General features: G+C 72.5%; 11 protein-coding genes. 3 read left to right on the forward strand and 8 right to left on the reverse strand.

Translation table 11 applies throughout. From position 1 onward, the window contains the following. The first annotated feature begins 501 nt into the window (after positions 1-501). Positions 502-1,785 (forward strand): ATP-grasp domain-containing protein, encoded by a 1,284-nt coding sequence (locus tag EIL87_RS20845; RefSeq protein ID WP_233576424.1) that lies wholly within the window; start codon positions 502-504, stop codon positions 1,783-1,785. Positions 1,786-1,860: 75 nt separating this feature from the next. Here EIL87_RS20845 and EIL87_RS20850 read toward each other — a convergent pair whose 3' ends face one another. Both EIL87_RS20850 and EIL87_RS20855 read right to left on the reverse strand, forming a co-directional pair. Next, the gene (locus tag EIL87_RS20850) at positions 1,861-3,048 is read right to left on the reverse strand and encodes a zinc-dependent alcohol dehydrogenase (RefSeq protein WP_125092264.1); all 1,188 of its coding nucleotides are present in this window, start codon (positions 3,046-3,048) and stop codon (positions 1,861-1,863) included. A 57-nt stretch (positions 3,049-3,105) separates the two neighbouring features. Then, positions 3,106-4,218 (reverse strand): DUF2267 domain-containing protein, encoded by a 1,113-nt coding sequence (locus EIL87_RS20855; protein ID WP_125092265.1) that lies wholly within the window; start codon positions 4,216-4,218, stop codon positions 3,106-3,108. 125 nt (positions 4,219-4,343) lie between these two features. Between EIL87_RS20855 and EIL87_RS20860 the strand changes: the two genes are divergently transcribed. Further along, positions 4,344-5,408 (forward strand): NAD-dependent epimerase/dehydratase family protein, encoded by a 1,065-nt coding sequence (locus EIL87_RS20860; RefSeq protein WP_125092266.1) that lies wholly within the window; start codon positions 4,344-4,346, stop codon positions 5,406-5,408. Between the two features lies 1 nt (position 5,409). Here EIL87_RS20860 and EIL87_RS20865 read toward each other — a convergent pair whose 3' ends face one another. The 6 genes from EIL87_RS20865 to EIL87_RS20890 form a co-directional block, all read right to left on the reverse strand. Then, positions 5,410-6,339: a glycosyltransferase family 9 protein gene (locus tag EIL87_RS20865; protein ID WP_125092267.1), complete on the reverse strand. Its 930-nt coding sequence runs from the start codon at positions 6,337-6,339 to the stop codon at positions 5,410-5,412. Further along, complete coding sequence (locus tag EIL87_RS20870; protein ID WP_125092268.1) at positions 6,336-6,911, reverse strand: D-sedoheptulose-7-phosphate isomerase; 576 nt, start codon at positions 6,909-6,911, stop codon at positions 6,336-6,338. Before EIL87_RS20870 ends, EIL87_RS20865 begins: the two co-directional genes overlap by 4 nt. Then, positions 6,908-8,140 (reverse strand): glycosyltransferase, encoded by a 1,233-nt coding sequence (locus tag EIL87_RS20875; RefSeq protein ID WP_125092269.1) that lies wholly within the window; start codon positions 8,138-8,140, stop codon positions 6,908-6,910. Before EIL87_RS20875 ends, EIL87_RS20870 begins: the two co-directional genes overlap by 4 nt. Then, positions 8,137-9,681, reverse strand: coding sequence for an HAD-IIIA family hydrolase (locus tag EIL87_RS20880; protein ID WP_125092270.1), 1,545 nt, complete (start codon positions 9,679-9,681; stop codon positions 8,137-8,139). Before EIL87_RS20880 ends, EIL87_RS20875 begins: the two co-directional genes overlap by 4 nt. Next, entirely contained in the window at positions 9,678-11,312 is a 1,635-nt protein-coding gene (locus EIL87_RS20885) for a carbamoyltransferase family protein (RefSeq protein WP_125092271.1), read from the reverse strand. The genes EIL87_RS20880 and EIL87_RS20885 overlap by 4 nt, the downstream gene beginning before the upstream one ends. A gap of 108 nt (positions 11,313-11,420) precedes the next feature. Further along, positions 11,421-12,383, reverse strand: coding sequence for an NAD-dependent epimerase/dehydratase family protein (locus EIL87_RS20890; RefSeq protein ID WP_125092272.1), 963 nt, complete (start codon positions 12,381-12,383; stop codon positions 11,421-11,423). Between the two features lie 146 nt (positions 12,384-12,529). Here EIL87_RS20890 and EIL87_RS27145 point away from each other — a divergent pair, with 146 nt between their 5' ends. Further along, positions 12,530-12,685, forward strand: a complete 156-nt coding sequence (locus EIL87_RS27145) for a DUF6131 family protein (RefSeq protein ID WP_199740535.1) — start codon at positions 12,530-12,532, stop codon at positions 12,683-12,685. The last annotated feature ends 183 nt before the right edge of the window (positions 12,686-12,868 follow it).

Here is a 12,868-nt window from a genome sequence, read left to right on the forward strand (position 1 = left end):
ATCACTCTCGTCGAGGCAGGTACCCCGTGCCCGTGCGGCTCACACCACCCGACCGTGCGTCAGGTCAGCTCCGGGCACCCGGCAGCAGCCGCCGAAGCCGCTGGGCAGCTGGCTGCGCAGGTCGAGCTCGCCGCCGGCGGGCGCAGGCCACCAAAGGAACGACGCCGACCGCAAGCAGGTCGGGCCGTGACCGCGCCGGTGAGCTCCTCCGGCTCCGACACCGCCGAGCGCGGACCCCTGCCAGCTCACCGGGCGCTGCGAGATCACCGGCCGCGGCGTCTGCGCGCCCCGCGCCCACGGGCACGCAGCAGGTGCCCTGCTCGGCGCCCTGGGTCGTCCCGTGCTCGCCGAGGCGGAGCCCCAAAGCGATGGGGGTCGTCGTACCCCGTGGTGCCCCCTCCGTGCGCGCGTGCGTGATCGCTTCTCGGTGAGCGGCACGCAAGCCGTGTGAGGAAACGAACGACCTGATTAGCCCGGCACGATCCGGGTACGCGAGGTGGTGTGACTGAGAAGCAGAAGCCGAAGAACGTGTTCCTGCTGGGACCTGACGAACGCAACCTCGCGCTGATGCGCGAGCTGACCCACTTGGAGCCCTACCGCTTCCACCCGTTGCTGGACAAGGAAACGCTGATGTTCAGCGACACCGGGTTGGACGAGCTGCTGGAGCAGGCGCGGCAGCGGCTCAACGACTTCTCCGAACCGATCGACGCGATCGTCGGGTACTGGGACTTCCCCGTGAGCTCCATGGTCCCGGTGCTGGCCACCGAGTACGGCCTGCCGGGGCCGAGTCTGGAATCCGTGGTCAAGTGCGAGCACAAGTACTGGAGCAGGCTGGTGCAGCGCGAGGTCACCGACGCGCACCCCGGGTTCGCGATCGTCGACCTCGAGGACCCGCAGACGCCTCCCGGGCTGCGCTTCCCGATGTGGCTCAAGCCCGTGAAGTCCTACTCCTCGGCGCTGGCGTTCAAGGTCAGCGACGAGGACGAGCTGCGCGAAGCGGTGGCTGAGATCCGCGACGGCATCGGCCGGACCGGTGAGGCCTTCGACTTCCTGCTGTCCATGCTGGAGCTCCCGCCCGCCGTCGAGGAGGCCGGCGGCATGGCCTGCTTGGCCGAGGAAGCGGTGCAGGGCGAGCAGATCACCGCCGAGGGCTACTGCTACGGCGGCAAGGCCCACGTCCACGGCATCATCGACTCGCTGTGCTACTCGGGGTCGTCGAGCTTCCTGCGGTTCCAGTACCCCTCCCGCATCCCCGAGGACGTGCAGGAGCGGGTCACCCGGATCAGCACCGACGTCATGGAGCACATCGGGCTGGACGCCTCGACGTTCAACATCGAGTTCTTCTGGGAGCCCGACACCGGTGCGCTGAACATCCTGGAGATCAACCCGCGGTTGTCGCAGTCGCACGCCCCGCTCTTCGAGCTGGTCGACGGCATGCCCAACCACCAGGCGCTGGTGCAGCTCGCGGTCGGTGAGGAACCGACCATGCCCAGCCGCGAAGGTGATCACCAGGTGGCCGCCAAGTGGTTCCACCGCGTGTTCCGGGACGCGCACGTCAAGAGCACGCCCTCCGAGGAGGACATCGCGCGGGTGCGCGAGGAGTTCCCCGGCGCCATGGTCGACATCGTCGCGGAGGAGGGCAAGCGGCTCTCCGAGCTGCCCGCCCAGGACAGCTACAGCTTCGAGCTGTTCGCCGTCTACCTGGGTGCCGCCGACGAAGACGATCTGCAGGCGAAGTTCGACCGCTGCGTGGAGCTCCTCCCCTTCGAGCTCGACAAGTCCTGAACCACCACCGGGGAGGAACGGCGAACGCCGGGGCGAAGAAGAGGTCTTCGCCCCGGCGTTCGTCGTCGCGGCCGGTCAGCGACCCGGTTCGAGGACGACCTTGATGGCGCCGTCCTCCTTGCGCTGGAAGATGTCGTAGCCGTGCGGGGCGTCGTCGAGCTTCACGCGGTGCGTGGCGAGGTCGCGCACGCCCAGCGGGTCGGACTCGTCGGACACCAGCGGCATCAGGTCCGGGATCCAGCGCTTCACGTGGGCCTGCCCCATGGCGATCCGCACGCCCTTGTCGAACAGGGTCAGCATCGGCATCGGGTCGGCCATGCCGCCGTAGACGCCGCTGAGCGAGATCGTGCCGCCGCGCCGCACGCACTCGATGCACAGGTACAGCGCGGAGAGCCGGTCCACCCCGGCGGTCGACATCAAGCGGGAGGAGATCGACTCGGGCAGCACGGTGGCGACCTTCTGCCCCAGTTCGGCCACCGGCGATCCGTGCGCCTCCATGCCGACGGCGTCGATCACCGAATCGGTGCCGCGACCGTCGGTGAGCTCGCGCACCGCCTCGGGGACGTCGTCGTTCGCGCGGGCGTCGATGGTGCGGACACCGTGGCGTTCGGCCATCTGCAACCGCTCCGGCACGAGGTCCACGCCGATCGGGCGGAAGCCGCGGTGGCGTGCGATGCGGGCGCACATCTGCCCGATGGGGCCCAGCCCGACCACCAGGACGCTGCCGTCCCTGGGGACGTCGGCGTACTCCACGGCCTGCCAGGCGGTGGGCAGCACGTCGGAAAGGTAGAGGAACTGCTCGTCCGGCGGCCCTTCGGGCACCTTGACGGGCCCGAAGTGCGCCTGCGGCACCCGCAGGTACTCGGCCTGGCCGCCGGGGACGCTGCCGTAGAGCCGGGTGTAGCCGAACAACGCCGCGCCGCTGCCCTGTTCGCGGACCTGCGTGGTCTCGCACTGCGCGAACAGGCCGCGGTCGCACATCCAGCACTGGCCGCAGGAGATGTTGAACGGGACCACCACTCGGTCGCCGGGCGCGATGTGCGTGACCGAGGAACCGGTCTCCTCCACCACGCCCATCGGTTCGTGCCCGAGCACGTCACCGGCGTCGAGGAACGGCGCCAGCACCTCGTAGAGGTGCAGGTCCGATCCGCAGATCGCGCTGCTGGTGACGCGGATGATCGCGTCGGTGTCGTCCGCCAACTTCGGATCGGGGACGTCCTCGACTCGAACGTCCCGGGGACCGTGCCAGGTCAACGCTCTCACCAGCGACCTCCTCCATCGGCTCGTCGTCCCCGACGGCATAGCCGCGCGTGGCCGAGGTCAAACCTGACGTGACTCCTGCTGCTCACGACGGCGACGTTCGCGACGCTCCCGCTCCCGCCTGCTGTAGGTGGCCCGCCGCACCGCGGCTTCGGTCTCCAGGCTCGACCCGAGCGCACCGGCGACGGTGCCCATCGAACTCGCCAGCCAGGACAGCCCCAAGTAGTCCAGCGCACCGGCCGGGTGGCCGAGCTGGGTGCCGAGGTACTCGGGGCTGATGACGATCGCCGCGCCCAGCGTGGTCACCGCGAACAGCAAGGCGTACATGCAGATCACGCCCACGGTCACCGTCAGCGCGGTCGCCGCGTTGTAGATCCGCGTCTTGTGCACGCCGGCGCTCCTGCCCGGCCGCTCCCACAGGCTGTTGTGCACGACGAGCCAGCCGGCCATCACCGCCACCGCGAAGAAGTTGATCAGCACCAGGCGTGGCGCGGCGAGGCTGTCGGAGAGGGTCCAGATGCTGGGGAAGAAAACGCCGAACGCCGCCGTGCCCGCTGCTGCCGCGACCGCTCGCGACAAGCCGAGCACCAGCCGCCACGGCCGGTTGTCCCGCACCATGCCGAACAGCAGGCGCATCCGGCCGAGCCTGCCGGGCAGCACCAGGTTCGCGTCGATGTCCTCGTGGTGGGACGGGACCTGCCGCACGCGGGTGCCGAACACGCCCCACGCCCCGGCGTGGTAGTCACCCTTGGTCGTCAGCCGCAGCGACTCCCGCGCGAGCAGACCGACCAGGTGCACCACGACCCGGCGCGCGTAGGGCAGCAGCCGGATCGAGCCGATCGCCGGCACCGAGGCCAGCGCGGCACCACTGCTCGCGTCGGCTTCGGCGACCACCGTCCCCGCCGGATCGATGCGCGGGAGGTCGGTCAGGCAGATCAGCAGGTCCCAGCGGTCGCTGCGCCCCATCTCGGACGCCTTCGCGGCGATCTCGATCGTGCCCTCCTCGCTCAGCGGCAGCCCCTCCGAACTCGCCCGCACCTGCCAGTCGACGTCCGCGACCTTGTCCCGGAGTTCGTCCGGCAGCTCCTCCGCGAGCCGTTCTGCGATCTCCGTGGGCACACCGGGATCGGCCACCAGCCCGACCCTGATGGACCCGCCTTCCCACGCGGTCATCTCACCTCCTCAGGCACGGCCCTGTCTTTTCCACGCGCGGGGTGCGGTGAAACCCCGCGCGTTTGCGCTGCGCCGTGCGGGGAAGCCAGTGAGGGCGGTCCGTCCGAAGAGCACGGGAGGTGGGCATGGCTTCAACCGGAGACACCCGGCGAGTCGCGATCGTCGGTGCGACCGGCAACGTCGGCACCAGCGTCATGGGTGCGCTGCGCCAGGACCCCGACGTCGAGATCACCGCGATGTCCCGGCGGCAACCACCCCCGCTCGGCACGGACGTGCGCTGGGAACGCACCGACATCTGCCAGGACGACCTCGTGGGCCGCTTCGCCGACGTGGACACCGTCGTCCACCTCGCGTGGTTGTTCCAGCCCACGCACGACCCGGTGACGACCTGGCGCAACAACGCGCTCGGGTCGATCCGGGTGTTCGAAGCCGCGGCCGCCGCCGGGGTGCGCTCGGTCGTCTACGCCTCCTCGATCGGCGCCTACTCGCCCGGCCGCGGCAGGCAGCCGGTCAACGAGTCCTGGCCGACCCACGGCTACCCCACGTCGGCGTACAGCCGCGAGAAGGCCTACCTGGAGCGCTACCTGGACGCCTTTGAGCGCAGGCACCCCGACATCCGGGTCGTCCGGATGCGCATGGCGTTCTGCTTCAAGCCGCAGTCGGCCGAGGAGCAGCGGCGCCTGTTCATCGGCCCGTTCCTGCCGAACCGGTTGGCACGCCCGGAACTGCTGTCGGCGTTCCCGCTGCCGGCCGGTCTGCGCTTCCAAGCCGTGCACAGCGAGGACGTCGGCGAGGCCTACCGGCTGGCGGTGCGCTCGGAGCTCAGCGGCGCGTTCAACATCGCCGCCGAACCGCTCATCGACGCCTCGGTGCTCGGCGAACTCCTCGGCGCCCGCCCGGTCCCCGTGCCGCCGCGCCTGGTGCGCGGGGCGTTGTCGGCCGCGTGGCACCTGCACCTGGTCCCGGCCTCGCCGCAGCTGTTCGACACCTTCATGCGGCTGCCGGTGATGGACACCAGCAGGGCGCAGGTCGAACTCGCGTGGAACCCGAAGCGCAGTTCCACCACGGCGATCGCGGAGTTCCTGCTCGGCCTGCGTGCGGCCACCGGTCACGACACCCCGCCGCTGCAGTCGCCGATCCCGGGCGGCAGGCTGCAGGAACTGCGCACCGGCGTCGGCGAACGGCCCTGATTCACGCGGCGCGCAAGACCTCCCGCGCGGCACCGAGCACCTGCTCGGTGGTCAGGGCCAGCAGGCCGGGGTCGGGTTCGGAGGCGAAGGTGTCGCCGTGGCGCCCGTGCCACAGCGCCGCGTGGCGGGCGCTGACCGGTGGGCCCCAGAGGCGGGGTGCCACCGGCCCGAACAGCACCACCGACGGGGTGTGGAACGCGCTGGCCAGGTGGGCGATCCCGGTGTCGCCGCAGACGAGCAGGCGGGCGTGGGCGACCAGCGCGGCGAGCTCGCACAGCCCCGTCCGCCCGGCCAGCACGGACTCCGGGTCGAGCCCGGCGAGCTCGGCCACGCGGGAGGCGCGGGCGCGCTCGGGCCCGGAACCGGTGACCACCACGTCGAGACCGGCGTCCGAGGCCCAGCGCGCCACTTCCGCGTAGCGCTCGACCGGCCAGCGGCGCGCACCGTGGCTGGCACCCGGGTGCACGAGCACTGCGCCCGGCCGGGCGGGCGGTTCCGGTGGCACGGGCAGCAGCAGGTCGTCCGGGTCGGCCTCCAGGCCGTGGTGGCGCAGCAGCCGGCACCAGCGCTGCCGTTCGTGCTGCTCGGCGTCCCACGCCGGGCCATGCACCTCCGGCACCGCCGGGTGGGGGTGGCTCACGATCCGGCGGGCCCCGGTCGAGCGCACCGCGCGCACCGACTCCGGACCACTGCCGTGCAGGTTCACCGCGACGTCGGGTGCTCGCCGCTCCCAGCGGAACCCGGCGAGCCCGGACGTCGGAGCGAGCTCGTCGACCTCCGGGAGCAGGCCGAGCAGGGCGCCCAGCGGTGCCGGCGCGGCCAGCAGCACCCGGTGCCGCGGGTAGGCCCTGCGCAGACCGCGCAGCGCGGGCACCGCGGTGAGCAGGTCACCCAGCCCGAGCGCCCGGAGCACGAGGACCGTTGCGGTCACTGGTGTTCCGACACCTCGCCGGCGATCAGCGCGTCGAACTCGCCGCACAGGGCGTGGATCAGCGCCAGGTGGATCTCCTGGACCGTGGCCACGCCAGCGGCTTGCACGGCCACCGCGTCGTCGCAGACGGCGGCGAGGTCGTTGGGGGTGGGTCCGGTCATCGCCCAGGTCAGCACACCCATCTCCCGGGCGGTCTTGGCGGCGGCGAGCACGTTCTGGCTGCGGCCGCTCGTCGACAGCGCGACGAGCACGTCACCCGGTCTGCCGTGCGCGCGCACCGCGCGGGCGAAGACCTCCTGCTCGCCGTAGTCGTTGAGCGTCGCGGTGAACGCCGACGTGTCGGCGTGCAGCGCGATCGCCGAGTACGGCTTGCGGTCGCGCAGGAACCGGCCGGTCAGCTCACCCGACAAGTGCTGGGCCTCCGCGGCGCTGCCGCCGTTGCCGCAGGTCAGCAGGCGCGCTCCGGCACCGAGCCGCTCCGCCAGCACGGTCGCCCACGCGCGCAACGTCGGCGCCGCAGCGCCGGCGTGCCGCGCGGCGGTGCCCAGGTCGCGGAAGTGCTCTTCGATCACGGTGCTTCCCCTCCCGGCGCGGCGGCCACCGCGGCCCGCTCGGCCCGCGCCGAACGCACCTGGTGGTAGATGTCCTCGGCCTCGGCGACCAACCGGTCCCAGCCGTAGCGGGACCGCACCCGGTGCGCGCCTGCGGTTCCGAGCTCCGCGCGCAGCCCTGGCCCTTCCAGCAGTTCCCGCACCGCCCGCGCGAGCGCGGCCGGGTCGTGCGGCGGCACGTGCAGCCCGGTCCGCCGGTCCACGACGGTGTCGAGGTGGCCCCCGACCGCGCTGACCACGACCGGCACGCCGCAGGCCATCGCCTCCAGCGGCACGGTCCCGAACGGCTCGTACCAGGGGACGCTGGCGACCACGTCGACCGACCGGTAGAGGTCGGGCGCTTCGTCGTGCGGGACCTGGCCGAGGAACGCGGTGCGCTCGGCGACGCCGGCCTGCCGGGCCACCGCCTGCAGCCGGTTCACCTCCGGGTCGTCGGCCCACTCCGACTCCGGCGGCCCACCCGCGATGAGCAGCTGCGCGTCGGGGATGTCGCGCATCGCGCGGATCATCACGTCCACGCCCTTGCGCTCGACGAGCCTGCCGATGCTGAGGACCCGCGCGGGACCGGACCGGGGCCGGCGCGGTGCGGCCGGGAGGAACCGGTCGAGGTCGATGCCGCACGGCAGGATCGCGGTGCGCTCCGGTGGCACGCCCATCTCGGCGAGCTCGCCGACCTCGTCGGTGCAGGTGGCGATCACCCGGTCGGCACCGCAAGCGATCTGGGCCTCCAGCTCGACGCGCTGCGGTGGGCTGGTGTCCTTGGCGCCCTGCTCGCGGCGCTTGACCCGACCGAGCGCGTGGAAGGTCTGCACCACGGGGACGTCGAGGCGCGCCGCACCCAACTGGGCGGCCAGCCCGCTCATCCAGAAGTGCGCGTGCACCAGGTCCGGTGGCGCACCAGCCCAGGTCTCGGCGAGCTGTGCGGCGAAGGCGTCCACGTGAGGCAGCAGGTCGTCCTTGGGGATCGGTTCGGCCGGTCCCGCCGTCACGTGGTGCACCGTGAAGCCCTCGCCGGTGCGCACCCGTGCGGGCAGGGTCGGCGAGTCGCGGCGGGTGTGCACGACGACGTCGTGGCCGCGCCGGGCCAGCCCGGTGGCTAGTTCCGCGACCTGCACGTTCTGCCCGCCCGCGTCGGCACCGCCGAGGGCGGCCAGCGGACTGGCGTGCTCGGACACCATGTCGATCCTCATCGCGGCACCTCCTGCCGGACGGGACGCCGCGTCGCCGCCCACACCCGGCCGCCCCGCAGCACACGGGCGACCGCCGCCTCGATGGTCGGTGCGACTTCGGCTTCCACGAGCGCCCTGGTCGTCTCCTCGGTCCTGGTCCGCTCGGTGGGCACCAGGATCGCCCTGGCCCCGGCGGCCAGCGCTGCCGCGACGTCGGCCCCGGTGTCGCCGATGACCACGCACGCCCCCGGCGGCACGCCCAACCGGGCTGCGGCACGTTCGATGAGCCCGGCCTTCGGCTTGCGGCAAGCACATCCGTCGTCCTCGTCGTGCGGGCACCACTGCCAGGTGTCGATCGGACCGAGCGCGCGCTGCACGGCCCCGTTGACGGCGGCGACGTCCTCCTGGCTCAGCAGCCCGCGCGCCACACCGGACTGGTTGCTCACCACGCCGATCGGGATCCCGGCCACGCGCAACCGGTCCAGCGCTTCCCGCGCACCGCGGACCGGGCGGACGCGGCCGGGGTCGCCGTTGTGGGGAACGTCGCGGATGAGCGTGTCGTCCCGGTCGAAGAGCACCGCCGCGGGCCGCCGGGGTCGCCGCGTCCGGACGGCCAGTTCCCCGCGCGCCCGGTGCCAGCACGCCACCGGCGGGATCAGCACGCTGGTCACCAGCATCCGCGCGATCTCGGCCGGCGTCCCGGGACCGGGGACGACGCGGCGAGCGGCGAACTCGGCGGTCAGCGCCAACCAGGTCGCGGCACCGCAGACCGCTGTCCGGCGGGCGCCCAGGGCCCAGGCGACGAGCGCGGCCGCTCCGGCGACCGTGGTCGCCACGTGCCGCCGGATGCGCCCGGGACCCTCGCCGATCCGGCTGCGCCACCGCCTGCCGTACTTGCGGCGCATGACGGCGTTGTCGGCGTTGCCGCGCTGCGCGCGGACACTGGCGAAGAAACCGGACGGACGCGCGGGATGACTGGTCACCCGCGCGCCGCTGACCAGCCGCCACCCCGCGGCCTGCACCCGCAGCGCCAGGTCGGCGTCCTCCCGGAAGGCGCGGCGGAACTCCTCGTCGAAACCACCGCAGGCGGACAGCACTTCGCGCCGGTACGCCATGTCCGCGGTGATCCACAGCGCGCCGGCCAGCGCGGCCGTGTCGCGCTCGGCGTCGGTGGGACGCCGGTCGCCCGGCAGCGGGACGACGAGGCGACCCTGGCAGGCCGCCACGTCCGGGCCGACGTCGAGGTCGTCCTCGACCTGCTCGCGCCACTCGGCGGAGGGCACCACGTCGTCGTCGAGGAACACCACCCACTCCGCACCGGCTTCCCGCCAGCCGATGTTGCGCGCGGCGGCGGGACCGCGCCCGCCGGACCGCACCACGCGGATCGGGAGGTCGTTCTCCGGCAACGGCAACGGTTCTGCGGGCGAAGGCCGGTCGTCGACCAGGAGGACCTCCCGCGGTCCCGGTCCGCGTCCGGTGTCGAGCGCGGCGAGCGTGCCCGAGAGGCTGGCGCGGCCCGTGGTCGGGATGACCACGGTGTACTCGCCGTGGCGCCCGCTCACGCGCGCTCACCCCCGCGGCGGACCACGAACGGACCGAGCACCAGCAGGTCGATCGGCGAGGCCCCGAAGCACTCCAAGGCGTCGACCGGGCTGTCGACGATGGGGCGGCCCGCGGTGTTGAAGCTCGTGTTGATCAGCGCCGGCAAGCCGGTGCGCGCCGCGAAGGCCTCGAGCAACCGGGCCAGCAGCGGTTCTCGATCCCGCTCCACGGTCTGTGGACGCGCGGTGCCGTCGACGTGCACGGCGGCCGGGATGCGGTCGCGCCACTCCGGCGTCACGTCGTGCACGAACAGCATGTGCGGACTGCGCTCAGGGCCTCGGGTGAACAGCTCGCGAGCGCGTTCGGCCAGGACCACCGGCGCGACCGGGCGGAACTGCTCACGGCCCTTGATGTCGTTGAGGCGCTCGACGTTGTCGGCGTTGCCGGGGTGCGCGAGCAGCGACCGGTGGCCCAGTGCGCGGGGCCCGAACTCGCTGCGGCCCTGGAACCAGCCCACCGATGCGTCGCGCGACAGCGCCTCGGCGGCGACCTCGGCGACGTCGTGCGGACGTTCGTAGCGGAGGTTCGCGGTGCGCAGGACGGCTTCGACCTCCTGGTCGCTCCACTCCCGACCGAGGTCGGCGCCGGGCATCGGCGCGATCGGTTCGCCGTGCTGGGCGGCGAGTTGCAGAGCGGCGCCGAGCGCGGTGCCCGCGTCACCGGCGGCGGGTTGCACCCACACCTCGTCGAACGGGCCTTCGCAGGCGATCCGGGTGTTGGCCACGCAGTTCAGCGCGACGCCCCCGGCCATCGCCAGCCGCCGTTCGCCGGTCTGGTCGTGCAGCCACCGCGCGAGGTCGAGCAGCACCTCTTCGAGCCGCTCCTGCACGCTCGAAGCGAGCTGGGCGTGCTTGTCCCCCAGCGGTTCTCGCCCGGTCCGGCGCGGCGCCCAGCGTTGCCAGTCGATCGGATCGATGGTGTAGTGGCCGTCGCCGGTGCGGATGAGCTCCCGGAAGTCCGCCAGGAACGCGGGTTCGGCGTAGGAGGCCAGCGCCATCACCTTGTACTCGTCGCTGGAGCGGCGGAAGCCCAGGTGCTCGGTCAGCTCCTCGTACATCAGGCCGAGCGAGTGCGGGAGCCGTTGCTCCGCCAGAGTCGTGAGCCGACCGCCGGAGTAGGACCCGGCCAGTCCGGAGGTGCTCTCCCCGCGGCCGTCGGCGGTGAGCACGGCGCAGTCGCCGAACGGCGCGGCCAGGGCCGCGGAAGCGGCGTGCGCGACGTGGTGCGGCACGCACACCACGACATCGGTGTCCAACCCGGGCAGCGCGGTGGCCAAGAAGTGCGGTGCTCGCTCGGCGTAGGTCGTGCGCAACCACTCCCACCCGGGGTCGAGGCCGTCCAGCGCCTCGTCCACCAGCGCCGGGTCGTAGGAGCAGCCGACCACGTCCAGTTCGGACGGCTCGACGCCGGCCTGGCGCAGGCACCACGCCGCAGCCTGCTCGGGCTGTTCCCACGCGGCGAACGGGACCGGTGTCTTGCCGTGCTTGCGCCGGGAGAAGCGTTCTTCCTCAGCGGCGGCCACGGTCCGGCCGTCGACCACGAGGGCGGCCGCCGGATCGTGGAACACGGCGTTGATCCCCAGGATTCGCACGGTCGTTCTCCCGTCGTGGGCGAGCGCACACTTCCTGCCTATACCGCTACCCTCTGCATCGACTCGTAAACACCGGGCGGCTGACCTGCGCCGATGCGGAGGTGGAGATCAACCGGTCGCGGTGGCGGCAGGCCGCGCGGCGAACCAGTCGATGGTGCGGCGCAGCCCCTCCACGACGTCGACTTCCGGCCGCCAGCCGAGCACCTGCTCGGCGACGGTGATGTCCGGGCAGCGGCGGGCGGGTTCGTCGACCACGGCGGCGACGTGGGTGATCGGCGAGCCGGTCCCGGTCAGTGAGCGCACCAGCTCAGCGATCTCCAGCACGGTCATCTCGTCGGGCCGGCCGATGTTGACGGGGTCGACGTGATCTCCGGCGGCCACCGCGAGCAGCCCGCGCACGGTGTCGTCCACATAGCACGGTGAACGCGTCTGGCTCCCATCCCCGTTGACGGTGATGGGGTCTCCGGCCAGCGCCTGGGAGACGAAGGTGGAGACCACGCGGCCGTCGCCGGGCCGCATCCCCGGGCCGTAGCTGTTGAACAACCGGACGATCCGGGTGTCGACGCTCCGGTGCGCGCGGTAGCAGGAGGTCAGCGCCTCGGCGTAGCGCTTGGCCTCGTCGTAGACCGCGCGCGGGCCGACGGGGTTGACGTTGCCCCAGTAGTCCTCGCGCTGCGGGTGCTGCAACGGGTCTCCGTAGACCTCGCTGGTGGACGCCAGCAGGAACCGCGCTCCGGTGCGCTCGGCCAGCTCCAGCGCGTGCGCGGTGCCGTGACTCCCGGCCTGCAGAGTTTCCACCGGCATCCGCAGGTAGTCCACCGGCGAGGCGGGCGAGGCCAAGTGCAGGACGAGGTCGACGTCCTCGGCCGGGAACGGCTCCCGGGCGATGTCGTGTTCGACGAGCTCAAACCGCGGGTCCAGGAGCAGTGCTCGGACGTTGTCGACCGCGCTGGTGGCGAAGTTGTCCAGGCAGCGCACCGACGTCCCTCGACGCAGCAGTTCCGCGCACACCGGCGCCCCGAGGAAACCGGCACCGCCGGTCACCACGGCGCGGTCGAACGACCACGACACCGCGACCACTCCCCTCGCCCCGATCGGGACCGTGCGAGGAGTTCCCGCGAGTACTCGGCTGAAAACGTTCACAACCGGGAAGAGTGAAGATCGGCGGAAGCGGGTAGTCGAGGCGGGAAGATCACCCGGACGGAAGGACGCACATCATGATCACGTTGGGAATCGTGCTGCTCATCGTCGGATATCTGACCGGCGTCCAGATCATCTGGGTCCTCGGCATCGTGGCTGTCGTGCTCGGCGCCGTGCTCGCCATCGCCGGCTCCGCGGGCCACGCCATCGGCGGGCGTTCCCACTGGTTCTGACACCGGACGCTCCCAGCCGGGGCGGCCGCCCACTCCCACCAGGCCGCCCTCTTCGAGTGAGGGGCGGACATGTCGCGCGACATGTCCGCCCCTCGCCTGTCCGGGTGACGCCACCCCGAACGTCGGCGCTGGTGACGGCGAGGGCGGCGTCCCGGTGTCGACCGTTCGAGCTACGTCCAGGGC

It is taken from the genome of Saccharopolyspora rhizosphaerae (assembly GCF_003931915.1).
GTDB lineage: Bacteria > Actinomycetota > Actinomycetes > Mycobacteriales > Pseudonocardiaceae > Saccharopolyspora > Saccharopolyspora rhizosphaerae.

What these genes read in the sequence shown, in the direction of transcription:
- EIL87_RS20855 (WP_125092265.1), bottom strand. Translation starts at nt 4,218, where the DNA reads ATGACCGCGTGGGAAGGCGGGTCCATCAGGGTCGGGCTGGTGGCCGAT.
- EIL87_RS20860 (WP_125092266.1), top strand. Translation starts at nt 4,344, where the DNA reads ATGGCTTCAACCGGAGACACCCGGCGAGTCGCGATCGTCGGTGCGACC.
- EIL87_RS20875 (WP_125092269.1), bottom strand. Translation starts at nt 8,140, where the DNA reads ATGAGGATCGACATGGTGTCCGAGCACGCCAGTCCGCTGGCCGCCCTC.
- EIL87_RS27145 (WP_199740535.1), top strand. Translation starts at nt 12,530, where the DNA reads ATGATCACGTTGGGAATCGTGCTGCTCATCGTCGGATATCTGACCGGC.